Origin of the sequence: Streptomyces sp. NPDC005438 (assembly GCF_040606315.1) — a bacterium.
Classification (GTDB): Bacteria; Actinomycetota; Actinomycetes; order Streptomycetales; family Streptomycetaceae; genus Streptomyces.
On the sequence record NZ_JBEXEP010000002.1, the window covers coordinates 577,136 to 600,978 of the forward strand.

Below are 23,843 nucleotides of genomic sequence, written 5' to 3' on the forward strand. Positions count from 1 at the left end.
CGGAACGGCTGCCTGTTGGGGCGGGGAGTGACGGTAGAGTCGCGCGCCCGGACCGAGGGAGCCGGCCCCGGGGGACGGGCCGGCGGGGGGTTCCACAACGAGGGAGAGGCACCATGATCGTCGCGGGGGTCATCGTTCTGCTGCTGGCCGTGGGGTGTGGCTGGCTGGCTCGACTGTTCAACCGGCGGCTCAACCGCATCGAGAGCACCGAGCGGACCACCGTGAAGGAGCTGCGTGCCCTGCGCCAGGCCGCCGCCGAGGCGGCGGGGGAGGGGCACTTCCGCTACCACTGCGAGATCGTCGGCGCGGCCCGACCGCACAAGAACGGGCCCCTCACCTCGGAGCTGGGCAAGAAGAAGTGCGTGTGGCACCACCACCGGGTCACCCGGCGCTACGAGGAGGCCTACCGCGACAGCGACGGCAACCGGAAGCACCGTACGCGTCACGAGGTGGTGTCCGAACACTCCTCGGCCACCGCGTTCTTCGTGGAGGACGAGACCGGCAAGCTGGTGGTGCGCCCCGGGGAGCACCGGTTGACCGGGGTGGACAAGACCCTGGACCGCTTCGACCGGCACCGTGGCTCCGGTGCCGGTTCCCTGTCCATCGGCCCCCTGCGGATCGACACCGGTGGTTCGGGCACCATCGGCTTCCAGCAGCAGGAGTGGACGTTGCCGGCCGGGCGCCGCGTCTTCCTCCAGGGTGAGGTCTCGGACGTCGACGGCCGGCTGGAGTTCGGCCCGCCCCGGGAGGAGGGCGTGTTCATCATCTCGGCCAAGTCGCGGGACGAGGTGGTCCGGGACGAGAACCGCAAGGTGCTGGCCTTCGGGTTCGCCTCCGGGGCGGCCGTACTGGCCGGGGTGACCCTGCTGGCGCTGGGCTTCCTGGGCTGAGCGCCCGGAGCCGGTGTCCCCTCCCGGGGACGCCCCGTCCCCGAGCCCGTGCCTGACCCGGCACTCCCCGGATTCGCACCCAGGGGACTGGGGCGGCCTCCATCGAAGGATGCAGTGCCGGATCACCTTCGGCGACGACGACGCCGTGCCCCGCACCGGGAGAGCCTGTGGGGGTGGGGAGAGTCGGGTACGAGGAGTGGTCATGGTCGTGACGTTGATCGTCGTCTGCGAGGTCGCCTTCTGGGTCCTGTTGGGGCTCGGGCTGGTCCTGCGCTACCTGGCGCGGCTGCCTCGGCTGGGGGCGGCGGTGCTGCTGTGCGAACCGCTGCTGGAGGTGCTGTTGCTGGCCGTCACGGCCGTCGACCTGCGCAACGGGGCGGAGCCGGACTGGAAGCACGGACTGGCGGCCGTCTACATCGGCTTCACGGTCACCCACGGCCACTACATGGTCCGGTGGGCCGACGGCCACTTCGCGTACCGCTTCGCCGGCGGCCCGCCCCCGGTGAAGCCGCCGAAGTACGGTCGCGCCCGGGCCGCGCACGAGTGGCGGATGGCCGCCCGCGCGGTGGGGGCGGGGCTGATCGCCGTCGTCCTGTTGCAGTGCGCGATCTGGTACGTGGGGGACGGGGAGCAGACCGCTTCGCTGACCGACTGGCAGGCGAAGATGGGCTGGCTGATGGGGATCTGCGTGCTGTGGGCCGCGAGCTACACGATCTGGCCCAAGAAGCCGCGCGGCGCGGGGCGGGACGCCCACGGTGCGGAGCCCTCTCGGCCGACGAGCCGGGGTACGACGCGGTGAGGTGCCCGGGGTGAACGGGCGCGGGGGTGCCGGACGGCGCCCGACCCCGTGAGGGGCCCGACGCCGTCGGTGGGGGAGGTGAACGTCAGCCGCAGTGCTGCGCCTTCTCCTCCTCGCTCATCTCCCGGGTGTGCTGGGTCTTGGTGCTGGTGCCGTCCGGCACCGGGCCGGTGGCCTCGAAGGGCACGTACCAGATGTAGTGGCCGTGGAACTTGTCGGGGAAGTGCATCTCGTAACGCCCCGACACCTTCTGCATCTTGGCCTCACGGGTCACCCAGCCCACCTCGCCGGGCCGGACGTCCACGTTGGTCTGCTCGCTCTCGGTGTGCGAACTCGACCAGGTGTGGTTGTAGCTGACCTCGATGCTCACCTTGAACACCTCGGCGAAGCCGTACTCGGCGCTGAGCGAGACGCCCACGCTGTTGGACTCCTCGGTGGTGTCCGACCAGCCGACGGTGGAACGCTGGGGGTCGGCGGTGCAGTTGAAGGCCTCGTCGCCGACCTGGTGGGCGTCGCCCATGAACTCCTCGGGCGGGCCGTCGGGGTGGAACTCGCACTTGTCGGTGCCGTCGTCACACTTGTCGAGGAGTTCCCGCAGGGTGGGCTGCTCGTCGTCGGCGAAGGCGGCGGTGGGGGCGAGGGCCAGGGCGACGCTGGTGCCGAAGGTGGCGGCGAGCAGGCCGAGGCGCGTGCTCCGGCGGTGGAACTTGGACATGCTGGTCTCCGATGTGGGGGGTGAGAGAGGTCAGTTGAACCCGATGGACCGGGTGCGATCGTTCATGATCGACCCGATGTCCGGGGTCTGACTCTTGAAGGGGCCGTCCTTGTCGCCGTTCAGTTCCGGCTCGGAGTGCAGCCACACCTCGCAGTTGGACCAGGGCTGGAGCGAGGTGATCCGGTCGTCCCATCCCTCGGGCAGCTGGTCCAGCCGCCAGTCCCGGGAGTCCTTGTCGCCGTCGCAGAGGCCCTCGCCGTAGATGGTCAGGTCCGCGCCGCCGTACCCGGAGTCCTCGAAGAAGGTCCCCTGGATGACCTCGCCGTCCTCCTGGGCGGCGCGTGACCCGGCCAACTGCCGGGTCCGCGTACGGAAGTCGTCGTCCCGGACAGCCTCCCGGGCGTCGGCGGGGGCGTCGGTGACGCGTCCGCCGGTGGCCCGCTCGACGGCCTCGGTGAAGGAGGCGTAGCACTGCGGCGCGCCCCCGGAGGTGGAGACCACGCAGTGCTGCCGGCTGTCGTCCCGTTGTGCGGCGTTCGCCTGTGTCGCGGGGAGCGCCGCCGCCGCGGCGGCGGTGAGCAACAGGGCCGTGGTGACGGTGAGTGTTCTCGATCTTGTGCTGAGTGCTGTGATGCCGTGGGGGGACAAGGAGAGTCACATCCTTGGCTGATGAGGCGATATTGCCTCCGGCACCTACTCGATTCCCCTTGGTCCAAACCAGATGCCCGCGATTGACCGTAACTCACCGTGTTGATGCCCGTGGCCTCCGGGGACGTGTCCGCGATTGCCTGTTCAGCGCTCGCCGCCGGGGACCCACAGCACGTCGCCGATCTCCTTGTTGGCGGTACGGGCCAGGATGAACAGCAGGTCGGAGAGTCGGTTGAGGTAGGTGGCGGTGAGGGGGTTCATATGGGGCCCGAACTCCTCCAGCGCCGCCCAGGTGGACCGCTCGGCCCGCCGTACCACGGTGCACGCCTGGTGCAGCAGCGCGGCGGCCGGGGTGCCGCCGGGCAGGATGAAGCTGCGGAGCTTGTCCAGCTCGGCGTTGAAGCGGTCGCAGTCGGCCTCCAGTCGGTCGACGTACTCCTGCTCCACCCGCAGCGGGGGGAACTCCGGGTTCGCGACCACCGGGGTGCTCAGGTCGGCGCCCACGTCGAACAGGTCGTTCTGCACCCGGGTCAGCACCGTGCCGACCTCCTCGGGGAGTTGGCCCAGGGCAAGGGCCACTCCCAGTGCGGCGTTGGCCTCGTTGACGTCGGCGTAGGCGGAGATCCGCGCGTCGGTCTTGGCGACCCGGCTCATGTCGCCCAGGGCGGTGGTGCCCTGGTCCCCGGTACGGGTGTAGATGCGTGTGAGGTTGACCATGCGCAGAAGGGTAGCCGCCCGGTCAGGCCCCCGCCCTGCGGAAGAGGTGGGTGCCCAACACCGTGGAGACCGCGCACAGGGCCAGGGCCACCACGGCGGCGAGGGCGACCTTGCCGTCGCCGTAGTCCCCCACGAAGGCGGCCCGGATGCCGTCCACCAGGTACCGGAACGGCACGAAGTGGGAGATCAGGTCCAGCCAACCGGGGGCGAGCGCCATCGGCAGCAGCACCCCGGACAGCAGCATCGCCGGCAGGTTGATCGAGTTCACCACCGGGGCGAACTGCTGGGGGGTGTCCGCCCGCATCCCCAGGGCGTACGACAGGGAGGCCAGCGAGACGCCCAGCATCGCCACGAACACCAGGCTGATGGCCACCCCCACCACCGGTGCGCGCAGCCCCATCACCACCCCGACCAGCAGCAACAGCAGGGACTGTACGAGCAGTTGGAGAACGTCGCGCAGTACCCGGCCCAACAGCATGGCCAGTCGGCTGACCGGGGTGACCCGCAGCCGCTCCACGATGCCCAGCTGCTTCTCCATGATGATGCCGAACCCGGCGAACGCCGAGCTGAACAGCCCGAGTTGGATCAGCAGGCCCGGCACCAGGGTCTGCCAGGAGTCGCCCCGGCCGCCCAGGGGGATGTCCTGGAGCAGCGGGCCGAAGAAGACCAGGAACAGCACGGGTTGCAGCAGCCCGAACACGATGGCGATCTTGGAGCGGAGGGTCTGCTTGATCTGTCCGACCAGGATCACCTGGGTGTCGGTGGCGATCTCTTTCAGCGGGGTCATGAACTTCTCTTCCGTGTACGGGTGGTGCGCGCGGGGGCGTGCCGGGGCCGGGCGGGTGCGCACGGCCCCGGCAGTGGGGGCGGGAGGGTTCTTCGGCGTTCCGGGGACGGGCCCCGAGCCGGGACCTCAGATGGCCAGCGGGGCCTCGTCCCGGGACTTCTCCGGGGCCGCGCCCCGGCCGGTGATGGCGATGAAGGTGTCCTGGAGGCTGGCGTCCGGCCCACCGCCGTAACGGCGCTTGAGGTCGCTGGCCAGCCCCTCGGCGGTGATCCGTCCCTGGTCGACGATGACCAGTCGGTCGGCGAGGGTGTCGGCCTCGTCGAGGTAGTGGGTGGTGAGGAAGACCGTCATCCCCCAGTCGGCGCGCAGGGTCCGTACCAGGTCCCACAGGTCGGCCCGGCTGGCCGGGTCGAGGCCGGTGGTGGGTTCGTCCAGGAACAGCACCGTGGGTTGGTGGGTGAGCGCCATGGCGATGTCCAGCCGCCGCCGCTGGCCCCCCGACAGTGCCTTGCAGTCGCGGTCCAGCAGTTCGGTCAGCTCCAGCCGCTCGGCCAACTCCTCGGTGCGGACGGCGGCCTGGCGCTTGGGCAGCCGGTACAGCCGGCCCTGGGTGGTCAGCTCCTCCCGGACGGTGACGTTGGGGTTGACGCCGCTGGACTGGGCGACGTACCCGATGCGCTTGCGTACGCCCCGGGGGTCGGTGGCCAGGTCACAGCCGGCCACGGTGGCGGTGCCGCTGGTGGGTGGGATCAGGGTGGTGAGCATACGGAGGGTGGTGGTCTTGCCGGCTCCGTTGGGTCCGAGGAACCCGAGGATCTCCCCCTCCTCGACGGTCAGGTCGATGCCGCGCACCGCCTCGACCGGTCCCCGCTTGGTCTTGAAGGTCTTGCCGAGTCCGCTGACGCGGATCACATCCGTCATGCGTACAGAAAAACAGGCGGACTTAAAAATTGCAACGTCCCCAATTTTTAAGAGATGGCAAAGGCTCTAGGATGTCCCCATGGGTCACAAGGTGGAGCCGGGCGAGGGGCGCAGGGAGCGCAAGAAGCGGGAGACCCGGCACCGTATCTCCGACATCGCCACCGCGATGTTCGTGGAGCGCGGCTTCGACCGGGTCACCATCGCGGAGATCGCCGAGGAGGCCGACGTCTCCGTCAACACGGTCTACAACTACTTCCCTTCCAAGGAGGACCTCTTCTTCGACCGTGCCGAGGAGATGATCGACCGCCCCTCCCGGGTGGTGCGCGAACGGGCGCCGGGCGTCTCGGCCGCGCGGGCCCTGCTCGACCACTACCGCGCGGAGTACTCCGACCGCGACCACCCCGCCCTGCGGGCCGGCTACCAGCCGTTCATGCGCTGCGTACGCGAGACGCCCTCACTGATGGCCCGGGTCTTCGTGATGCAGCAGCGGGCCTTCGCCCGGCTGGCCGACACCCTGCGCGAGGAAGTCGGGGCGGAGCCCGACGACCCCATGCCCGACCTGGTGGCCCATCAGCTGGTCCAGGTCAGCAACATGTTGTTCCGTCAGGTCATGGTGGGGGCCGTCGGCGGCAGGCAGGTGGACTGGGTGCCCACCTACGCGCTGCGCACCCTGGACCTCTTCGAGCGGCTGGTGTCCGACGAGCTGCTCAACTACGCGACCAGGAAGGCCGAATAGCGGTCAAGCGGGCCCAGCGTGGGCAACCGGACCAAGGGGTGCGGATCGGGCGGCGGCACTGTGATGTCCGCCATGTGAGACCGTGACGCGTGTCTCTTCGTCGCCCAACTGCCCTTACGAGACGCTAGGGTCCGGCCAACAGGCGTCGCGGTAAAGCGTGTGAGAGAGCCTCCCCGGGCCCCGGTGGAGCACGGTGGCCGGGTTCCAGACGAACGAGGAACAGGTGGGTGTCGTGGCGAAGAAGGTCGCCGTCATCGGAGCCGGACTCATGGGGTCCGGCATCGCGCAGGTCTCCGCCCAGGCGGGTTGGGACGTGGTGCTGCGGGATGTGACCGAGTCCGCGCTCACTCGCGGCGTCGACGGCATCAAGGCGAGCTACGACAAGTTCGTCAGCAAGGGCAAGCTGGCAGCCGAGGACGCGGAGGCCGCTCTCGGCCGGATCACCACCACCGTCGACCTCGACGCGGCGGCCGACGCCGACGTGGTGGTCGAGGCGGTGTTCGAGCGCATCGACATCAAGCGGGAGATCTTCACCGAGCTGGACAAGCTGGTGAAGGCCGACGCCATCCTGGCCTCGAACACCTCGGCCATCCCGATCACCAAGATCGCCGCCGCCACCCAGCGTCCCGAGCGGGTCGTGGGCACCCACTTCTTCTCGCCGGTGCCGATGATGGCGCTGTGCGAACTGGTACGGGGACACCGGACCAGCGACGAGACCCTGGCCACCGCACGGGAGTTCGCCGAGGGCGTGGGCAAGACCTGCGTCACCGTCAACCGCGACGTGGCCGGCTTCGTCACCACCCGGCTGATCGCCGCCCTGGTGGTCGAGGCCGCCAAGCTGGCCGAGTCCGGGGTGGCCACGCCCGAGGACATCGACACCGCCTGCAAGCTGGGCTTCGGCCACGCCATGGGACCGCTGGCGACGGCGGACCTGACCGGCGTGGACATCCTGCTGCACGCCAGCGAGAACATCTACACCGAGTCGCAGGACGAGAAGTTCGCCCCGCCGGAGTCCATGCGGCGGATGGTGGACGCCGGTGACATCGGCCGCAAGAGCGGCAGGGGCTACTACAGCTACTGACGCGGAAGCGGAACGGCCCCGCGCGGCGCGCCGGTTCGACGCCGGCGCCCTCGGGGGTCCACAACGGGGGTACGGGGGAGGCCGCTGCGGCGGCCCCACCCGACAGGGGTGGGGCCGTGGACGGCCCCCTTCCGGCGACGACCGGCTGTCAACGACGCGGCCGGTCGTGGAGCACAGGCGCGGACCGCACGGTCCGCCGGACGACCACCCACCTCGGGGAGTGAATGATGCACATCAGGGGCGACCACACCCAGTTGGTCGTCGGGGGCCGACTCGACGTCCGCAGCGCGGCGGACGCCCGTGCCGCCCTGCACACCGCCGTGGATTCCGGTTCCGGTGACCTGGTGCTGGACCTGGCCGCCCTGGACTCCTGGGACGCGACCGGTCTGGGCGTCATCATGGGGGCCCACCGGAGGGCCGGCCGACAGGGCCGGCGCCTGGTGCTGAGGGACGTACCGCCCCAGATGTGGCGGGTGTTGGTGGCCACCCGACTCCACCGGATCCTCACCATCGAGGGCGGCGGGACCCTGCCCGCGCGAATCCTCACCAAGCCGTAACCAGGCGGGATGACAGCGTCCCCGTACATTCCGTAATACTGGCCCCTGGCATCCGAACGTTCGGGGAGTGTAGAGCCTGAGGCGCACACCGCCTCTGGGGGGCAACGGCCATGCAGGAGTACGGCAACGACGGCGACGGGACCCGGGTCCCGGACGCGGCGGAAGCGCCCGCCGCCCCGTCGAGAGTCATCGCGGGGGAGTACCGGGTCACCCTCAACCCCATCGACGGCAGCGAGATCGAACCCTGCCCGCCCGCCGAACTGCCGCCCGCCCCCGCCCGGTTGGGCCCCGGCCGACGCCTCCTGCCCGCCGAGCCCCCGGTCCTGCTGGAACGTGAGGAACCCCGACGCCAGGCGCGCGAACTCCTGGGCAGCGGCTGCTCCATACGTCTGCGGGGAGCCCCGGGGGCCGGCCGTACCGCCCTGTTGGACGCGGTGACCCGCGACGTCGCCGGTCTCGCCCCGGACGGGGTGATCCACCTCGGGGCACGCCACCGCACCCTGGACGACCTGCGGCACCACCTGTTCGCCAGCGTCTACCAGAGCGCCGGCGTCCGCCCCGGCCCGGCCCGGCTGTCCCGGGGGCTGGCCGAGATCGGCGCGGTCGTGGTGCTGGACGACCTGGCGCTGGAACCGTCGGAGCTGGAGCGGCTGTTCGAGGCCACGCCCGAGTGCGCCTACCTCTTCACCCCCGAGCCGGGCAGCGCCCTGGACGAAGCCCGACTCCCCTCCCACATACGGGACCTGGAACTGACCGGGCTCTCCCAGAACGGCGCCCTGTCCCTGCTGGCCCAGATCCTCGGCCGTGACCTGGACCCGGCCGAGGAACGGTGGGCCCGCGAACAGTGGCGCCACCGCGAGGGCTCACCGGTGGCGCTGCGTCAGGCCGGCGGACTGCTGATCCGGTGGCAGGGCAGTGGCGAGACCCCCACGGTGGAGGGCGGGTACGCGGCGGCCGTCGCCGCCGGCCTCAGCGCCCACGCGCAGTGGGCCCTGCTGTACGCCCTCGCCCTGGACGGCGTGCTGCCCGACCCCTCCCAACTCCCCGCCCTGGTGGGTGACCCGCAGGCCGGTTCCGCCCTGGACGAGCTGGTCCACTACGGGCTGGTCACCCGCAGCGGCGGCTACTACCGACTGGCGACCGGGGTGGGCGAACAGCTCACCCAGGCCGGGTTCGCGCCGCGCGAGGAGGCGGCCACCGCCGCCGCCCACTACGACTGGTGGATCACCTCCGTACCCCCCGAGCGGGTCCTGCCCGAGGCGGAGGCGTTGATCGGCGCGGTGAACGGCTCGGTGCGCGCCGGCCAGCCGATGGCCGGCGCCCGACTGGCCCGTACGGCCGCGCCCGCCCTGGCCACGGGTGCCGTGTGGGGCGACTGGGAACGGCTGTTGCGGGCCGGCCAGGAGGCGGCCCGCGCCTGTGGACAGGTGGGCTCCGAGGCGTACTTCCACCACGAGCGCGGCGTACTGGCCCTGTGCGACGGCGGCCTGGCCCGCGCCCGGGCCGAACTGGAAGCCTCCATCAACCTGCGCGGGGTGCTGTCGGACCGCAACGGCGCCATCTCCGGGCGCCGCGCCCTGGCCCTGGTCGACGACCTCCAGGGGGTCCCGGCGACCCCCGACACCTCCGGCACCCCCCAGGTCACCTCCACCGGCCCCTCGGCCACGGTGCCCCCGCGAGACGGCAAGCCCCCGGGGCTCCTCGGGCCCGCCGCGAGCGGTCCGGCAGCGGCGTCCCCCGGCGGCGCCCCGTCGACCGACCCCCCGGTGACGGCACCCCTGGCGAGCGACTCCGGCGGCCACACCACGGTGCTGGGCCAGACCTCCGAACGGCGCGGGCACAGCCCCAGCGCGGCCCGCAAGGGGCGGCCGGCCGGCGCCAGTTCACGCCGTAGGAACGTGGCCGCCGCCGGTGCCGGCGCCCTGCTGGCCCTGGCCCTGGGCACCGTGTTCACCATGAACACCCTGGCCGGCGGGGACGAGGACCGGGGCCCGGAGCGGGTCACCAGCGAGGAGTCCGACGAGCCCGCGCAGGAAGAGGAGGACCTGCCCGTCGATCCTCCGTTGGAGGACAGCGCGCCGGCCTCCAAGAAGCCCTCCAAGAGCCCCTCGGACAGCGCCTCACCGTCCACCTCGGCGCCGGAGGACAACAGGCCCAGCCGCCCGACCCGGCCGCCCGGCTCGAAGCCGCCCGGTTCCAGCAAGCCCCCCTCGTCGAGCAAGCCGCCGCCCTCCTCCGACAAGCCGACGAATCCCCCGACCTCCGACAAGCCCACGGATCCGCCCACTTCGGAGGAGCCGACGGACCCGCCGACCTCGGAGGACCCCGGCGGTACCGAGTCCTCCTCGCTACCGCCCGGCGACAGCACCTCACCCCGGCCCTCCGGCAGCGGGCAGCAGGGCTGACGCGGGCCGACTCCCCCCCCGTCCGGGGGCGGGTTGGCCGTACGTCAGGGCCGGGGCGCGCCGTCCACGGGTTCCGCGCTCACCGGCGCCCGAGGCGTCCGTACGCGGCGCCACCGGCCGCTCGGGCGCCCGTCAGCGGACGCGCGATGGCTCGGACCGTCGACGGGAGCGCCGCCCCGCGTGGGCGTATCGGATGCCGACCGGGGCGCCAACTCGCCGGCCAATAGGGGCGGTTGGGCCTCCGCGTGCGCGGTGACCCGAACCGCCGGTGTCAGAACAGGCGCAGCTTGTCGTCGTCGATGCCGCGGAGCGCGTCGTAGTCGAGGGTGACGCAGTCGATGTCCCGGTCGGTGGCCAGCACCCGGGCCTGCGGCTTGATCTCCTGGGCGGCGAACACTCCCTTGACCGGGGCCAGGTGGGGGTCGCGGTTGAGGAGTTCCAGGTAGCGGGTGAGCTGCTCCACGCCGTCGATCTCGCCACGGCGCTTGATCTCGATGGCGATCGTGGTGCCGTCCGAGTCCCGGCCGAGGATGTCCACCGGGCCGATGGCGGTGGGGTATTCGCGACGGATCAGCGTCCAGCCCTCGCCGAGGGTCTCCATCCGGTCGGCCAGGAGTTCCTGGAGGTGCGCCTCCACCCCGTCCTTGATCAGACCGGGGTCGACGCCCAGTTCGTGGGAGGAGTCGTGCAGGACCTCCTCCATCGTGATCACCAGTTTCTCGCCCGCCTTGTTCACCACCGTCCACACGACCTCGCCGTCGGCCGCGCCGGGTTCACCCTCCTTGAGGGTGCAGGGCGGGGACATCCAGTTGAGGGGCTTGTAGGCGCGGTCGTCCGCGTGGATGGACACCGATCCGTCGGCCTTCACCAGGATCAGACGGGGCGCGGTGGGCAGATGGGCGGTGAGCCTGCCCGCGTAGTCGACGGAGCATCGCGCGATCACTAGACGCATGGTCGGTCACGCTACTGGACCGGGGCCCCCTCACGCGATTCGTCCCGGAACTGCCCCTCGGACATTGGCCGGTTGTATGCCCATTCGCATGGTGTCGTCCGCGCTTCACCCTTACGGTTAGACCACGAGCCGTCGTCGGATGAGTTCACAGAGTCACCGTGCGGCTCGGTCCCATCCGTGAGGCCCCGGCTGTCGGGGCCGCGAGAGGAGTAACCCATGTCGCTCGACGTGCCACCTGCCCTACTGGAACAGGCTGAGCGAGGCGAGGTGGACGAGGCGGCCTTCGTCGCCTGCGTCCGTGACTCCCTGCCCTACGCCTGGGACATGGTCAGTTCCCTGGTGGCCCAACTCAAAGTGGACGGCGGGGAGTTCGCGGACAACCAGACGCCACCGCCGGACGAGAAGGCCCGGGGGCAACTGCTGCGCGCCCTCGCCAGTGACGCGATACGCGGTGCCCTGGAACGCCACTTCGGGGTACGCCTGGCCTTCCAGAACTGCCACCGGGTCGCGGTCTTCCCCCTCCAGGGCTCCGAGGACCGGCTGACCAGGTTCACCTCCGTACGAGGGCAGTTACTGAACCAGTCGCCGGAGCTGCGGGACTGCTGACCGGCCCCGGGAGAGGTGGGGCGTGCCGGGGTGGGCTCAGCCCACCAGCGGCAGCACCTCCCCGGCCAGGCGGCTGATGTTGTCCTCGGTCGTCTCCGGGTCGCCCGACCCCTCCACCAGGAGGGCGTACCGCTCGATGCCGGTGCGCTCCCGGGTGGCCGCCAGCCGGTCGGCGCACAACCTCGCGGACCCCACCGGGTGCAGCTGGCACAGCAGCCGGGTGTACTCCTCCGGGTCGCGCGGGGCGCGGGGCCGGCCGTCCACCGTGGTGTGGGCGGCCAGCCCCTGGCGCAGCCAGCCGGGCATCGACTTGGTCAGGGTCGCCACGGCGTCCGTACGGTTGTCGTCGACCTGGGCCACCCCGGCGGCCACGTGGCGGACCCGTTCCCTGGCGTCGCCGGACGCGTGCCGGCGCCACAGCCGGACCATCTCCGCCTTCTCCTCGTCCCCGATGTGCATCCCCAGCAGCATGGGCAGCCCCCGCTCGGCGGCCAGGCGCACCGTGGTGGGCGAGGTGCAGGCCACCACCACCTCCGGGCCGTCGGGCGCCTCGGGGCACTCGGTGGGCCGGGGCACCACCGGCACCGGCCGGAAGCGGTACCGGTCGCCGTCCGCGCCCACCCGGGGTTCGCCGAGCCAGCGCATCAGCAGTTCCAGGGACTCGGGGAAGCCCCGCTCGAAGGCGTCCACGCCGGCGCCGAACACCTCCAGGTCGACCCAGGGGCCGCCGCGTCCGACGCCGAGGGTGAACCTGCCCTCGGACACCAGGTGCAGCAGCGCGGCCTGTTCGCCGAGGGTCACCGGATGGGTGGTGGGCAGCACGCTCACGGCCGTACCCACCCGGATACGTCGGGTCCGGCCCAGGAGGAGGGCGGCCAGGGTGACCGCCGAGGGGCACACCCCGTAGGGCACGAAGTGGTGCTCGGCCAGCCACACGGAGTCCAGTCCCGCGCGCTCGGAGTGCTCCGCCGCTCTGACCGCCCGCCGGAGGGCCTCGCCCTCGCTCTGGTCGGGGAACTGGGCCGCCAGCACAAACGCTCCGACTCTCACCGCGTACTCCTCAACTCCGCCCGGAGGGCTCCTCGTTGACGTCGCACACAGGGGTAACGGTCGGCGGCCGGGCCGGGCAACGGGTCTTCGGTAGATTGATCGGACCGTCGTCGCCGCGAGGGAATCCGTCCGTGGCAGGCGGCCGGAGACGGGAGGACTTCCGTAGTCTGGGGCCGGGCCTCGGGCCCGTCCGACTGGTCGACCCGTGCGGGGTTCGGCCGCCGAACCGTATGCGAGGTGCTCATGTCCCCGCGCCGCAACCGGTCCCGGGCCGGCCGTCGTGGCTCCGCCCCGGACCGTGACCGGGAGCAGCCGGTCGAGCGCTTCGGTCTGGAGCGTACGGAGGAGTGGCGCGGCGAGGAGTGGGCGGTACGGCAGATCAGTGGCCAGGCCGCCCGCAAGGAGTACCGCTGCCCCGGCTGCGACCAGCCGATCCCGCCCCGGGTGGCCCATGTGGTCGTCTGGCCCCGGGAGTTGGGGTCCGGCGTGGACGACCGCAGGCACTGGCACCGCGCCTGCTGGAACGCCAGGGACCGCCGGGGCGCACGGCTCCAGCGGTCCCGTCAGGCTCCTCGGTACTGAGCCCTACACGTCCCGGGTCGTCACCAGGGCGTAGGCGCCGGCCAGGGCGGCGACGGTCACCGCCAGCAGGATCCACAGGGGGGTCCAGCCGTCCGGCGAGGACTCCTGGAACTGCACCTCGAACATCGCCGACAGTCCGCTGGGCAGCGAGTAGTCGATCATGTACTTGCGGATGTCCCGCAGGGACTCGCTGGCCAGGAAGATCGCGATCAGCAGCGGGAGCAGCACCAGGCCCATCATGGTGGTGATCGCCCCGGCGGAGTGGCGCAGCATGGCGCCGACCGCCAGTGCCAGCAGGCCGACCAGGGCGACGTAGAGGCCGGCGCCCGCGGTGGCCCGCAGCCAGGTCGCCCCGTCGGCCTCCACCAGGCCGGGCTTGCCGTCCGCGACGCTGGAGTGGATCAGCGCGACGAAGGCCGAGCAGCAGGTGGCGATCACGAAGACCACCCCGAAGAAGACCAGCGCCTTGGCGGTCAGCACCCGCGCCCGGGAGGGACAGGCGGTGAAGGTCGTACGGATCATGCCGGTGCCGTACTCGGAGGAGATCACCAGCACGCCCAGGGTGATCACGCAGAACATCCCCAGGAGCGTCCCGGTGAAGCCCAGCCCGAGGGCGGGCTCGTTCTGGTACGAGCTGACGTCGTCGAGCACCGGGGTCATCAGCAGGCCGATGCCCACGACCAGCACGATCATGGTGCCCAGGCTCCACATGGTGGAGCGCACTGAGCGGATCTTGGTCCACTCCGAGGCCAGCGCGTGGCCCAGGCCGGTGGGGGCGATGGGGATGGGCGAGGTGTAGCCGGACAGCTGTGCCGGGTCCACCGGGGAGTCGCCGGGGCCGGGCTGGGGCGGCAGTCCCGGGGGGCTCGCGGGGTAGCCGTAGCCCGGGCCGTTCTGCGGGGGCGCCCCGTATCCCGCCGGGGGCTGCGCGCCGGCGGCGGCCATGGTCGGCTGCTGCGGTGGGGGAGCGCCCTGGGGGTGGCCGTGGTTCTGGCCTGGCTGCTGGTACGGGTTACTCATCGGGCGTCCTCGCTGTCACGCTTCTCGAAGTCCGGGGCCGCGGGCGCTTGTGGCGGTGGTGGTGGCTGCCAACCGGGGGGCGGTCCCTGCGGCGGCGCTCCCGGGGGTGGGCCGGCCTGGTAGCCGGCGGGGGCGCCGGGCATCGGCTGGGAGACGCCCGGCATCCCGGCGCCCGGAGGCATCCCGGGCATCCCCGGGCCGGCCATCATCGGGTGGGCCATCTGGAGTCCGGCCCGCTGGTCCTCGGTGGAGCGGTAGTCCACCGCGCCCTGGGTGAGCTGCATGTACGCCTGCTCCAGGGAGGCCTGGTGCGGCGACAGCTCCCACAGCCGTACGTCCTGCTGGTGGGCCAGGTCGCTGATGCGGGGCAGCTCCAGGCCCGTCACCCGCAGGGCACCGTCCTCCTCCGGCTGCACCTGGGCGCCGTTCTCCCGGAGGGTGCGCACCAGCCGCTCGGACTGCTCGGACTCGCCCTGGGGGGTGCGGACGCGGGCGAAGCCCACGGAGTTCTGGTGGATGAACTCGCGGACCGAGGTGTCGGCCATCAACTGTCCGCGTCCGATGACGATCAGGTGCTCGGCGGTCTGCGCCATCTCGCTCATCAGGTGGCTGGAGACGAAGACCGTCCGGCCCTCCGAGGCGAGCCTCTTCATCAGGTTGCGGATCCACAGGATGCCCTCGGGGTCCAGTCCGTTGACCGGCTCGTCGAACAGCAGCACCTGTGGGTCGCCCAGCAGGGCGGCGGCGATGCCCAGACGCTGGCCCATACCCAGGGAGAAACCTGTGGAGCGCTTTCCGGCCACGTCCCGCAGGCCCACCACGTCCAGCACCTCGTCCACCCGGCGGGAGGGGATGCCGGACAACTGGGCCAGGCACAGCAGGTGGTTGCGGGCGCTGCGGCCACCGTGCACCGCCTTGGCGTCCAGCAACGCGCCTACCTGCCGTGGCGCGTTGGGGAGTTGGCGGTAGGCGTGGCCGCCGATGGTGACCGACCCGGCGGACGGAGTGTCCAGCCCGAGGATCATGCGCATGGTGGTCGACTTGCCGGAGCCGTTGGGTCCCAGGAAGCCGGTGACCATGCCGGGTCGCACCTGGAAGGACAGGTTGTACACGGCGACCTTGGCACCGTAGTGCTTGGTCAGACCCCTTGCCTCGATCATGCTCCGCCCAAGTGTGCGTAGGTCGGGACGGACGCAGGGAGTCCCTGAGCTTTCGTCGCCCCCCGGATTTGGTCCTAGGAGGGTACCGGCAGGTGTCGCACCCGTCGTGGCCCGTGGGGAAACAAGGCGGTCACGGTCTCGTGGCCGTCCTTCGAACCTTCACATCCGGGCGAGGATCTCGCCGTGGGGCACGCTGAACCAGCCGTCGGGCCGGACGCCCCACTCGCGCCAGGCCCGGGCCAGCGCGGCGAGTTCGCCCTCGTCCGCGTACCCCCGCTCCAGCGCCGTACGAGCCAGGGCGGAGGAGGTCGTACGTTCCGCCCACAGGTCGCTCCACCACTCCCGTTCGGCGGGGGTGGCGAAGCACCAGGTGCTGGAACCGGCGGTGACCGTGGTCAGCCCGGCCTGTCGGGCCCACGACAGCAGCCGGCGCCCGGCGTCGGGTTCACCGCCGTTGCCCCGGGCCACCCTCAGGTACAGCTGCCGCCAGTCCTCCAGGCCCGGCACCAGGGGGAACCAGGCCATGGCCGAGTAGTCGGAGTCCCGGGCGGCCACCAGTCCGCCGGGCCGGGTCACCCGGCCCATCTCGCGCAGCGCCCGTACCGGTTCGCGCAGGTGCTGGAGCACCTGGTGGGCGTGGGTGACGTCGAAGGAGTCGTCGGGGGCGTTCAGGGCGGTGGCGTCGCCGACCGTGAACTCCACGTTGTCCAGGCCCTGTTGGGCGCACAGTCGCCGCGCCTGCTCCACCACCTCGGGCGAGCTGTCCACGGCCACCACCCCGCCCCGGGGCACCAGCCGCGCCAGGTCGGCGGTGATGGTGCCCGGACCGCAGCCCAGGTCCAGCACCCGGCTGTCGGGGCGGAGGTGTGCCAACAGGTACCCGGCCGAGTTCCGGGCGGTGCGCCAGCGGTGCGAGCGCAGCACCGACTCGTGGTGCCCGTGGGTGTACACGGCTTCGCCCTGCGGTGTCTCCTGCGGCACGGTCGCCCCCTCGCTCGGTCCGGGACCTCCGGGTGGAGCCTAGCCAGTGCTCCGTATCGCGAGACGTGCCGTCTCGTGCACCGGACGGACACGGTGGAGCTGCCGGACCTCAGGCGTCCCGGGTACGCAGTACCCCGTAGCCCGCCACCAGGGCGGCGGCCACCCACAGCAGCATGATCGCGATGCCGCCCCAGGGGCCGTACGGGCGGTCACCGGTGGTCGCCACCACCTCCATCACCCGGGAGCCGGCCTGGTCCGGCAGGTACTGGGCCACCTTCTTGGTCGCCTCCACCCCGCCCAGGATGTTGGACACCAGGAAGAAGAACGGCATCAGGATCGCGAAGGCCAGCAGCGGGGAACGCAGCACGAAGGTCAGCCCCATCGAGAACAGCGCCATCAGCGTCATGTAGAGCCCGCCGCCGACCACCGCCCGCAGCACGCCGGGGTCCCCCAACTGCGCCCGGTGCTCGCCCAGCAGCGCCTGCCCCACCAGGAAGCTCGACAGGCTGATGACCATCGACACCACTAGGACCAGCAGCACCGCCACGGTCACCTTGCACACCATCAGCACCCCGCGTTGGGGCACCGCGGCCAGCGAGGAACGGATCATGCCCGTGCTGTACTCGCCCGAGACCACCAGCACCCCGAAGGCGATCATCGCCAGCTGCCCCAGGCCCATCCCGGAGAAGCTGATGTACGTCGGGTCGAAGGTCGCCCGCTCCTGGGCGGACAACTGGTCCCACTGGGCGTTGGTGAACCCGCAGATCAACGCGGACAGTCCCACCGTGACCACCAGCGCGGTCACCAGGGTCCACAGCGTGGAGCGCACCGAAGTGATCTTCGTCCACTCGGAGTTGAGCACCCGGGAGGCGGTCGACATGGTCAGGCCCCCTCGCTCTCGGCGCCCGTACGGCCACCGGACCAGCCGGCGCCCCACTGCGGCGCGGGCGCACCCGGACCACCGTCCGGGGAGGTCGGCCGGGTGTGCCCGTGGTAGTCCACCGAACTCGCCGTCAACCGCATGAACGCCTCCTCCAGGGACGCCTGTTGGGGACTCAGCTCGTGGAGCACCAGCCCGTGTGAGGCGGCCAGCTCGCCCAGCCGGTCGGACGGTGCGTCCTCCACCTCCAGCGCCCCGTCCTTCGCCGCGCGCGGGCGGTACCCGGCCGAGTCCAGCACCTCCCGCAGCCGTTCCACCTCCGGCGAACGCAGCCGTACGAAGCTGCGGGAGTTCTCCTCGATGAACCGGGCCATCGAGGTGTCCGCCAGCAGCCGGCCCTGCCCGATCACCACCAGGTGCTCGGCGGTCAGCGCCATCTCGCTCATCAGGTGGCTGGAGACGAACACCGTCCGCCCCTCCTGGGCCAGTTGGCGCATCAGGTTGCGGATCCACTGGATGCCCTCGGGGTCCAGCCCGTTGACCGGCTCGTCGAACATCAGGATGCGGGGGTCGCCCAGCAGCGCCCCGGCGATGCCCAGCCGCTGACCCATTCCCAACGAGAAGCCCTTGGGCCGTTTGTGGGCCACCGAACCCAGCCCCACCTGGTCCAGCACCTCGTCCACCCGCCGACGCGGGATGCCGTTGGACTGGGCCATGCACAGCAGGTGCTGGTACGCCTTGCGGCCCGGATGCACCGACCGCGCCTCCAGCACCGCGCCGATCTCGTGCAGGGGACTGCGCAACTGGGCGTAGTGCCTGCCGTCGATCCGTACGTCACCACCGGTGGGACGGTCCAGACCCAGCATCATGCGCATGGTGGTGGACTTCCCCGCCCCGTTGGGCCCCAGGAAGCCCGTCACCACGCCCGCTCTCACCTGGAACGACAGCTGGTCCACCGCTGTCTTCTCGCCGTAGCGCTTGGTCAGCCGGTCAAGCTCGATCATGCGTCGACGCTAAGCGCGCCGGGGCGTGGCCGCGACCGGAGCCCGCGGCCGGCCCCACCCCGCCGCCGAACGGGCCGGTACGGCCCGGGGCCCGGTCACCACCACTTGGCACCGGCCCGACAAGGGCCCACCGGCCGGACAAGGGCCCCACACAGCGCCGCGCCCCACGAGCCAGCCGGGTACGTGGGGCGCGGAAACGCGGAGTGAACCGAGGGTCAGCGGGACTGCTGGGCGGGCACGCCCGGCTTCTCCTCCTCGTCCCCCTGCTGGCCGCCGGAAGCGGCCACGGCGGCACCGGTGAGGGTCGCCAGCATCTCGCGCACGTTGGTCAGCTGCGCGTTGATGCTGTCCCGACGGTTGGTGAGGGCGGCCAGCTCGCGCTCGGACTCGCTGCGCACCCGGTCGGCCTTGGCGTTGGCGTCCGCCACGATGTCCTCGGCCTGACGCTGGGCGGTCTCCACCGTCTGCCGGGCCCGACGCTCCGCGTCGGTGCGCAGCTTCTCCGCCTCCAGGCGCAGCTGCTCGGCACGGTGCTCGATCTCCGCCAGCCGCTTCTCGGCCTTGGCCTGGCGCGAGGCGAGGTCACGCTCGGACTGCTCGCGACGCTTGGCCAGGTTGGTCTCGAAGTCGGCGGCGGCCTGGGCGGCCTTGGCGCGGGTGTCCTCGAAGAGGGTGTCCGCCTCCTCGCGCTTGGACTGCGCGTCCTTCTGGGCCTCGGAACGCAGCGCCGCCGCGTCTTCCTTGGCCTTGTCGACGATCTGCGCGCCCTCTTCCTCGGCCTTCGCCTTGCGGTCGGCGGCGTAGGTCTCGGCCTCGTTGCGCACCTGCTGGGCGGCGCCCTCCGCCAGCTCGCGGTGCTGCTCGGCGGCCTTGCGGGCCTCCTCACGCAGATCCTTGGCCTCTTCCTCGGCGAGGCGGAGGATCTTCTCGACCCGGGCGCCCAATCCCGCGTACGACGGCTCCGCGTCGTTGATCTGGGCCTGAGCGTTCTGCGTTTCGAGGTGGAGTTCCTCGATGCGCTTTTCCAGGGAGGTGATGCGGGCCAGGGCGCTGTCCCGGTCCGCGACCAACTTGGCGATGCGGTCGTCAACCTGCTGACGGTCGTAGCCGCCGCGGCGTACCTGCTCGAAGCCGTAGGGGGAGGAAGTGTCGCTCATGGGGTTCCTGTCTATTCAGACGGGGTGGTCAGACGGGGGAGTGATGAGGGAATCCTAGAGGGCGCTACGGCGTGCCTACATGCGATTCTCGTTTTGATCTGGAGAATGTGCGCTCGTTCGAGTGGCTAGTGCTCAGCTCGCTTGCCCTTCGCACCCGAAGTCCCCGTGCTCGCACCGGCTTTGACGCCCCCGTTGGCTCCATCGTCCTTCCCGGTCGAACTCGGTGATTCCAAGGATCCCAGTGCTTCCAGAACATCCTGGACACGGGTGATCTCTGCGTTGATGTCCTCCTGACGTCGCTCCAGTACCTCAAGCTCGCGTTGCCCGTCCGCGACCAGACGAGCCGCTTCCTCGGTGGCCTTCTCGCGCTCCTGCTCGGCCTCCCGCAGAAGTCGCGCCTTGCGTTCCTGGGCCTCCTTCAGCAGACCCTCGGCCCTCTTCACGGCCTTCAGCCGCACCTGGTCCGCCTCGGCCTGCGCGTCGGCCCGCAACTTGGTGGAGGCCCTCTCGGCCTCCGCCAACTGCTCGTTGGCCGCCTCCACCAGCTTGTCGCAGCGTTCCCCGGCGGCCTTCATCGCCTCGGACGACTCCCGCCGCGCCCGCTCGTGCATCTCCTCGACCTCGGCCGTCATCCGGTCCCGCACCTGCTCGGCGCGTTCCCGGGTGGCCGCCGCGTCCGAACGGGCCTCCTCCAGCATGGAGTTGGCCTTGCGACGGGCCTGCTCCACCTCGTCGCGGATCTTCGCCCGCGCCTGGGCCTCCAGCCGCTCGGCCTCCATCCGGGCCGAGCCCACCAGACCGTCCGCCTGCTTCTCGGCGGCGGCGGCCGTACGCCGGGACTCCTCCTGGGCCTCCGAGACCAGCTGGTCCGCCTGCTCGGCCGCCTCCGACCGCTTGGTCGCCGCGTCCTGGCGGGCCTCGTCCCGGATACGGTCCGACTCCGCGCGCACCCGCTCCGCCTCCGCGTCAGCGGCCGAACGCGTACGCTCCGCCTCCGCGATCGCCTCCGAAACGGTGCGCTCCGCCAGGGACTTGGCGGTGTCCATCTCCTCCTGGGCCTCGCGGCGCATCGCCGCGGCGGCGTGCTCGGCCGCCGAACGCAGCCCGCTGATCTCCTCCTCGGCGCGCTCCTGGAGCCCCACCACCGAGTCCCGCACCTGCTGGGCCTTCTCCTCGGCGGCGGCCACCAGCTCGGCGGCCTTGCGCTCGGCCTCCTCGACCAGTCCGCCCGCCTCGGTCCGGGCGTCCTCCACGCGCTTGCGCGCCGAGGCCAGCAGCTCCTCGCTCTGCTCCCGTGCCTCGCTGCGCTCCCGGTGCGCCTCCTCGCGAGCCTGGGCCAGCAACTCGTCCGCCTCGCGCCGGCGCCGCGCGGACTCCTCCTGGGCCGCCGACAGGGCCTCCGCCGCCTCGGTGGCACTGCGTTCGGCCGCTGCCTCGGCCTTGGCCCGCAACTCGTCGGCGCTCTCCTGCGCCTCGGTACGCAGCCGCTCGGCCTCGGTGGCGGCGTCGCCCCGCAGGCGTATCGCCAGTTCCTCCGCCTCGGCGCGGGTCGAGGCGGCGTCCGTCGCCGCCTCGGTGCGCAGCCGGGTGGCCTCCTCCTCCGCCTTCTCCTGGAGGGTGCGCAGTCGCTCGGCCGACTCCAGGCGCAGTCGTTCCGCCTCGGTCCGGGCCTCCTCGCGGAGCCGCTCGGCCTCCGTACGGGCCTCGGTCAGCTCCCGCTCGGCCTCGGCCAGCTTCTCCGACACCTCGGTCCGCTGCCGCTCCAGTTCCGCGACGGCCTCGTCGGCGAGGTCCTTCGCGGTCTGCTCGGCCTCCTCGCGGATACGCCGGCCGCTCTCCTCGGCCTCCTCGCGGGTGGTGGCGGCCTGTTCCTCGGCCGTCGTCCGTAGTTCCTCGGCCTGCTGCCGGGCCCGCTCCAGGGCCTCCTCGGCCTGCCGGCGCAGGGTGGTGGCCCGCTCGATGGCCTCGGTGCGGATCCGCTCGCTCTCGCTGGTGGCCGTCGTACGGGTTTCCTCGGCGTCCTTCTTCGCCTTGGCCAGCAGCTCCTCGGCCCGGGACGCCGCCTCCTCGATCTGCTGGACGGCCTCGCGACGAGCCTCGCCCCGGATCTTCTCGCCCTCTTCGACGGCCTCGGACCGCAGCTGCTCGGCCTCGCCGCGCAGCCGGCGGGCCTCCTCCTGCAACTCGACCGTCTTGGCGCGGTACTCCTTGGTGTCGTCCTTGGCCGCGCCCCTGAGCTGCTCGGCGGTGTCGTGCGCCTCGGCCCGCAGCCGGTCGGCCTCCGCCTCCGCCTCGGCCCGCAGGCGTTCGGCCTCCTCGGCCGCCGCCTTGGTGGTGGCCTTGGCCTCCTCGGACGCCTTGTTGACGACCTCCTCGGCCGTGCGCGCGGCCTCGGCCAGCTGGTTGGCCGACTCCTCGGCGGAGGTGGAGCGCGCCTCCTCCCGGGCCTCGGTGACCAGGCGTTCGGCCTCGGCCTTGGCGTCCTGGACCGCCTGTTCCGCGTCGGCCTTGAGCTGCTCGGACTCCTTGGTGGCCTCGCCGACCATCCGGGCGATCTCGGCCTTGGCCGTACGGGTCCGCTGTTCGTTCTGCGACTCCGCCTCGGAGACCAGCCGCTCGGCCTCGGCCTTGGCGTCCTCGACCATCCGCTGGGAGTCGGCCCGCCCCTCGCGGAGCATGGCCTCCGCCCGCTGTGCCTTCTCCTCGGCACGGCGTACCAGCTCGGCCGCCTCCCGCCGGCTGGACTCGGACTCGGTGACGGTGGAGCTACGCAGGGCCTCGGCGTGCTGGTTGGCCTCCTCGGCCTGGGTGGACGCGGCGTTCAGCAGCCGCTCCGCGTCCGCGCGGGCCCGGCGCAGCACGGCCTCGGCCTCGGCGTGGGTCTGCTCCGCCTCGCTGGTCAGCCGCTGCCGGGCCTCCTCGATCAGTCGCTGGGCCTCGGCGCGGGCGTTGGTCAGGGACTGCTCGGCCTCGGCCCGGGTCTCCTCCACCAGGCGGCGGGCCTGGGCCTCGGCGCGGGACCGCAGTTGTTCGGCCCAGGCCACGTTCTCGTTGACGTGGGACTCGACGGTGGCCCGGCGTTCGGCCAGCTCCTCGTCCAGGCGCTGCCGCCGCCGTACCGCCTCGGCGTGGAGTTCGCCCTCCAGACGGGCCTGCTGGTCGGCGTGCTCCTGGAACAGTCGCTGGGTCTGGGCGCGCGCCTCACCGAGTTCGCGTTCGGCGTCGGCGCGCATCTGGTCGGCCTGCAACTGCGCGTTGCGCAGCAACTGCTCGGCCTGCTGGGAGAGGGTGTCGTACCCAGCGGGACGGCTGGCGATGGTGCGCCGTGCCTCGTGCAGCTTGGCACGTAGCACTTCGACCTGGTAGCCGAGGTCGTCGGCATGGTCGACGGCCTTCTCCCGGTCCTTCTTGAGCCGATCCATCTCGGCTTCGAGACGCGAGAGGTGGTCGTCAGCCTCGTAGCGGTCGTAGCCCCGCACTGCGCGGTCCCATCCGTCCCCTGGTCGTAGTGATGGCGATCTGCACCCCCTCCAACAGATGGTGTCAGATCATCGGCGGAACGTGGACCGAGCCCCAGCCCGAAGCCCCGAAGGGACTCGCTCCGGCCAAGCGGCCACTCTACCGGCCCCAGGAAGCGGGCGTCAGTGGTCTGAGGAGCCGGATCCCGGTGCGGAGGTGACGAGTTCGGTCAGCACCCCGTGGCAGTCCTTGGGGTGCAGGAAGGTGATCCGGGAGTCCATGGAACCGCGACGGGGCTCCTCGTACAGCACGCGCACCCCCTTTTCGCGGATCGCGGCGGCCTCGCCGTCCACGTCGGCGGTGCCGAAGGCGATGTGGTGGACCCCCTCGCCGTTCTTGGCCAACCATTTGCCGACGGCGGAGTCCTCCCGCACGGGTTCCAGTAGCTGGAGGTAGGAGGCGCCGCCGTCGTCGGTCCCGTTGATCCTCAGCATGGCCTCGCGTACGCCCTGCTCCTCGTTGACCTCGGTGTGGAACACCTCGAAGCCGTAGGTGCGACGGTAGAAGTCCACGGTCTTGTCCAGGTCGAAACAGGCGATACCGATGTGGTCGATGCGCGTCAGCATGACAACAGTGTGGGGCCTCGGAGGGAGGATGACGCCACGTGCGCACGGTCACACCGGTCAGTGGGTGACCCGACACGTACCGCTCAGTACATTGGTGATAACCATCGTTA

At 71.6% G+C, this 23,843-nt stretch carries 23 protein-coding genes; 8 read left to right on the forward strand and 15 right to left on the reverse strand.

Going from position 1 to position 23,843, the window contains the following annotated elements:
• Positions 1-113 precede the first annotated feature (113 nt).
• Together ABZT14_RS07310 and ABZT14_RS07315 are read left to right on the forward strand one after the other, a co-directional pair.
• Positions 114-890, forward strand: a complete 777-nt coding sequence (locus ABZT14_RS07310) for a GIDE domain-containing protein (RefSeq protein ID WP_356298182.1) — start codon at positions 114-116, stop codon at positions 888-890.
• 202 nt (positions 891-1,092) lie between these two features.
• Positions 1,093-1,689 (forward strand): hypothetical protein, encoded by a 597-nt coding sequence (locus tag ABZT14_RS07315; protein ID WP_356298184.1) that lies wholly within the window; start codon positions 1,093-1,095, stop codon positions 1,687-1,689.
• A gap of 85 nt (positions 1,690-1,774) precedes the next feature.
• Here ABZT14_RS07315 and ABZT14_RS07320 read toward each other — a convergent pair whose 3' ends face one another.
• The 5 genes from ABZT14_RS07320 to ABZT14_RS07340 all read right to left on the reverse strand — a co-directional run bounded on the left by ABZT14_RS07320 (position 1,775) and on the right by ABZT14_RS07340 (position 5,477).
• Positions 1,775-2,404 carry a hypothetical protein gene (locus tag ABZT14_RS07320; RefSeq protein ID WP_356298186.1) on the reverse strand — a complete coding sequence of 210 codons (630 nt, stop codon included), beginning with the start codon at positions 2,402-2,404 and terminating at the stop codon, positions 1,775-1,777.
• A gap of 30 nt (positions 2,405-2,434) precedes the next feature.
• Positions 2,435-3,052 carry a hypothetical protein gene (locus tag ABZT14_RS07325; protein ID WP_356298188.1) on the reverse strand — a complete coding sequence of 206 codons (618 nt, stop codon included), beginning with the start codon at positions 3,050-3,052 and terminating at the stop codon, positions 2,435-2,437.
• Positions 3,053-3,196: 144 nt separating this feature from the next.
• Positions 3,197-3,769, reverse strand: coding sequence for a cob(I)yrinic acid a,c-diamide adenosyltransferase (locus tag ABZT14_RS07330; protein ID WP_356298190.1), 573 nt, complete (start codon positions 3,767-3,769; stop codon positions 3,197-3,199).
• A 22-nt stretch (positions 3,770-3,791) separates the two neighbouring features.
• Positions 3,792-4,556 carry an ABC transporter permease gene (locus ABZT14_RS07335; RefSeq protein WP_356298191.1) on the reverse strand — a complete coding sequence of 255 codons (765 nt, stop codon included), beginning with the start codon at positions 4,554-4,556 and terminating at the stop codon, positions 3,792-3,794.
• Between the two features lie 126 nt (positions 4,557-4,682).
• Positions 4,683-5,477: an ATP-binding cassette domain-containing protein gene (locus tag ABZT14_RS07340; RefSeq protein ID WP_356298192.1), complete on the reverse strand. Its 795-nt coding sequence runs from the start codon at positions 5,475-5,477 to the stop codon at positions 4,683-4,685.
• 79 nt (positions 5,478-5,556) lie between these two features.
• Between ABZT14_RS07340 and ABZT14_RS07345 the strand changes: the two genes are divergently transcribed.
• The 4 genes from ABZT14_RS07345 (at position 5,557) to ABZT14_RS07360 (ending at position 10,256) form a co-directional block, all read left to right on the forward strand.
• A complete protein-coding gene (locus tag ABZT14_RS07345; protein ID WP_356298195.1) occupies positions 5,557-6,213 on the forward strand; it encodes a helix-turn-helix domain-containing protein in 657 nt (218 codons plus the stop codon).
• A gap of 232 nt (positions 6,214-6,445) precedes the next feature.
• On the forward strand, positions 6,446-7,294 hold the full coding sequence (locus tag ABZT14_RS07350; protein WP_356298196.1) for a 3-hydroxyacyl-CoA dehydrogenase family protein: 849 nt from the start codon (positions 6,446-6,448) through the stop codon (positions 7,292-7,294).
• Between the two features lie 227 nt (positions 7,295-7,521).
• Positions 7,522-7,851 (forward strand): STAS domain-containing protein, encoded by a 330-nt coding sequence (locus tag ABZT14_RS07355; protein ID WP_356298198.1) that lies wholly within the window; start codon positions 7,522-7,524, stop codon positions 7,849-7,851.
• A gap of 110 nt (positions 7,852-7,961) precedes the next feature.
• Positions 7,962-10,256 carry an ATP-binding protein gene (locus ABZT14_RS07360; protein WP_356298200.1) on the forward strand — a complete coding sequence of 765 codons (2,295 nt, stop codon included), beginning with the start codon at positions 7,962-7,964 and terminating at the stop codon, positions 10,254-10,256.
• Between the two features lie 271 nt (positions 10,257-10,527).
• Here ABZT14_RS07360 and nucS read toward each other — a convergent pair whose 3' ends face one another.
• Positions 10,528-11,208 (reverse strand): endonuclease NucS, encoded by a 681-nt coding sequence (gene nucS / locus ABZT14_RS07365; protein ID WP_356298202.1) that lies wholly within the window; start codon positions 11,206-11,208, stop codon positions 10,528-10,530.
• A gap of 216 nt (positions 11,209-11,424) precedes the next feature.
• On the opposite strand from nucS, the gene ABZT14_RS07370 reads away from it, so the two are divergent.
• Positions 11,425-11,814 (forward strand): SCO5389 family protein, encoded by a 390-nt coding sequence (locus tag ABZT14_RS07370; protein ID WP_356298204.1) that lies wholly within the window; start codon positions 11,425-11,427, stop codon positions 11,812-11,814.
• Positions 11,815-11,850: 36 nt separating this feature from the next.
• Here ABZT14_RS07370 and ABZT14_RS07375 read toward each other — a convergent pair whose 3' ends face one another.
• A complete protein-coding gene (locus ABZT14_RS07375) occupies positions 11,851-12,864 on the reverse strand; it encodes an LLM class flavin-dependent oxidoreductase (protein WP_356298206.1) in 1,014 nt (337 codons plus the stop codon).
• Positions 12,865-13,107: 243 nt separating this feature from the next.
• Here ABZT14_RS07375 and ABZT14_RS07380 point away from each other — a divergent pair, with 243 nt between their 5' ends.
• The gene (locus ABZT14_RS07380; protein ID WP_356298562.1) at positions 13,108-13,446 is read left to right on the forward strand and encodes an ATP/GTP-binding protein; all 339 of its coding nucleotides are present in this window, start codon (positions 13,108-13,110) and stop codon (positions 13,444-13,446) included.
• A 3-nt stretch (positions 13,447-13,449) separates the two neighbouring features.
• On the opposite strand, the gene ABZT14_RS07385 is transcribed toward ABZT14_RS07380, so the two are convergent.
• From ABZT14_RS07385 to mce, 8 genes are all read right to left on the reverse strand, one after another.
• Positions 13,450-14,466 carry an ABC transporter permease gene (locus ABZT14_RS07385; protein ID WP_356298208.1) on the reverse strand — a complete coding sequence of 339 codons (1,017 nt, stop codon included), beginning with the start codon at positions 14,464-14,466 and terminating at the stop codon, positions 13,450-13,452.
• Positions 14,463-15,626, reverse strand: a complete 1,164-nt coding sequence (locus ABZT14_RS07390) for an ATP-binding cassette domain-containing protein (protein ID WP_356298210.1) — start codon at positions 15,624-15,626, stop codon at positions 14,463-14,465. The genes ABZT14_RS07385 and ABZT14_RS07390 overlap by 4 nt, the downstream gene beginning before the upstream one ends.
• A gap of 159 nt (positions 15,627-15,785) precedes the next feature.
• Positions 15,786-16,607 carry a methyltransferase domain-containing protein gene (locus ABZT14_RS07395; RefSeq protein WP_356298212.1) on the reverse strand — a complete coding sequence of 274 codons (822 nt, stop codon included), beginning with the start codon at positions 16,605-16,607 and terminating at the stop codon, positions 15,786-15,788.
• 109 nt (positions 16,608-16,716) lie between these two features.
• Complete coding sequence (locus ABZT14_RS07400; protein WP_356298214.1) at positions 16,717-17,487, reverse strand: ABC transporter permease; 771 nt, start codon at positions 17,485-17,487, stop codon at positions 16,717-16,719.
• Positions 17,488-17,489: 2 nt separating this feature from the next.
• Positions 17,490-18,491: an ATP-binding cassette domain-containing protein gene (locus ABZT14_RS07405; protein ID WP_356298216.1), complete on the reverse strand. Its 1,002-nt coding sequence runs from the start codon at positions 18,489-18,491 to the stop codon at positions 17,490-17,492.
• 215 nt (positions 18,492-18,706) lie between these two features.
• Positions 18,707-19,648, reverse strand: coding sequence for a cellulose-binding protein (locus ABZT14_RS07410; protein WP_356298218.1), 942 nt, complete (start codon positions 19,646-19,648; stop codon positions 18,707-18,709).
• Between the two features lie 125 nt (positions 19,649-19,773).
• Positions 19,774-23,127, reverse strand: coding sequence for a polarized growth protein Scy (gene scy / locus ABZT14_RS07415; protein ID WP_356298220.1), 3,354 nt, complete (start codon positions 23,125-23,127; stop codon positions 19,774-19,776).
• 162 nt (positions 23,128-23,289) lie between these two features.
• Positions 23,290-23,733, reverse strand: a complete 444-nt coding sequence (gene mce, locus ABZT14_RS07420; RefSeq protein ID WP_356298222.1) for a methylmalonyl-CoA epimerase — start codon at positions 23,731-23,733, stop codon at positions 23,290-23,292.
• Positions 23,734-23,843: the final 110 nt, after the last annotated feature.

Bases quoted from the DNA above. Each gene is read 5' to 3' on its own strand.
- ABZT14_RS07310 (WP_356298182.1), top strand. From the start codon at position 114: ATGATCGTCGCGGGGGTCATCGTTCTGCTGCTGGCCGTGGGGTGTGGC.
- ABZT14_RS07315 (WP_356298184.1), top strand. From the start codon at position 1,093: ATGGTCGTGACGTTGATCGTCGTCTGCGAGGTCGCCTTCTGGGTCCTG.
- ABZT14_RS07320 (WP_356298186.1), bottom strand. From the start codon at position 2,404: ATGTCCAAGTTCCACCGCCGGAGCACGCGCCTCGGCCTGCTCGCCGCC.
- ABZT14_RS07330 (WP_356298190.1), bottom strand. From the start codon at position 3,769: ATGGTCAACCTCACACGCATCTACACCCGTACCGGGGACCAGGGCACC.
- ABZT14_RS07335 (WP_356298191.1), bottom strand. From the start codon at position 4,556: ATGACCCCGCTGAAAGAGATCGCCACCGACACCCAGGTGATCCTGGTC.
- ABZT14_RS07340 (WP_356298192.1), bottom strand. From the start codon at position 5,477: ATGACGGATGTGATCCGCGTCAGCGGACTCGGCAAGACCTTCAAGACC.
- ABZT14_RS07345 (WP_356298195.1), top strand. From the start codon at position 5,557: ATGGGTCACAAGGTGGAGCCGGGCGAGGGGCGCAGGGAGCGCAAGAAG.
- ABZT14_RS07355 (WP_356298198.1), top strand. From the start codon at position 7,522: ATGCACATCAGGGGCGACCACACCCAGTTGGTCGTCGGGGGCCGACTC.
- ABZT14_RS07360 (WP_356298200.1), top strand. From the start codon at position 7,962: ATGCAGGAGTACGGCAACGACGGCGACGGGACCCGGGTCCCGGACGCG.
- nucS (WP_356298202.1), bottom strand. From the start codon at position 11,208: ATGCGTCTAGTGATCGCGCGATGCTCCGTCGACTACGCGGGCAGGCTC.
- ABZT14_RS07370 (WP_356298204.1), top strand. From the start codon at position 11,425: ATGTCGCTCGACGTGCCACCTGCCCTACTGGAACAGGCTGAGCGAGGC.
- ABZT14_RS07380 (WP_356298562.1), top strand. From the start codon at position 13,108: ATGTCCCCGCGCCGCAACCGGTCCCGGGCCGGCCGTCGTGGCTCCGCC.
- ABZT14_RS07385 (WP_356298208.1), bottom strand. From the start codon at position 14,466: ATGAGTAACCCGTACCAGCAGCCAGGCCAGAACCACGGCCACCCCCAG.
- ABZT14_RS07390 (WP_356298210.1), bottom strand. From the start codon at position 15,626: ATGATCGAGGCAAGGGGTCTGACCAAGCACTACGGTGCCAAGGTCGCC.
- ABZT14_RS07400 (WP_356298214.1), bottom strand. From the start codon at position 17,487: ATGTCGACCGCCTCCCGGGTGCTCAACTCCGAGTGGACGAAGATCACT.
- ABZT14_RS07405 (WP_356298216.1), bottom strand. From the start codon at position 18,491: ATGATCGAGCTTGACCGGCTGACCAAGCGCTACGGCGAGAAGACAGCG.
- ABZT14_RS07410 (WP_356298218.1), bottom strand. From the start codon at position 19,648: ATGAGCGACACTTCCTCCCCCTACGGCTTCGAGCAGGTACGCCGCGGC.
- mce (WP_356298222.1), bottom strand. From the start codon at position 23,733: ATGCTGACGCGCATCGACCACATCGGTATCGCCTGTTTCGACCTGGAC.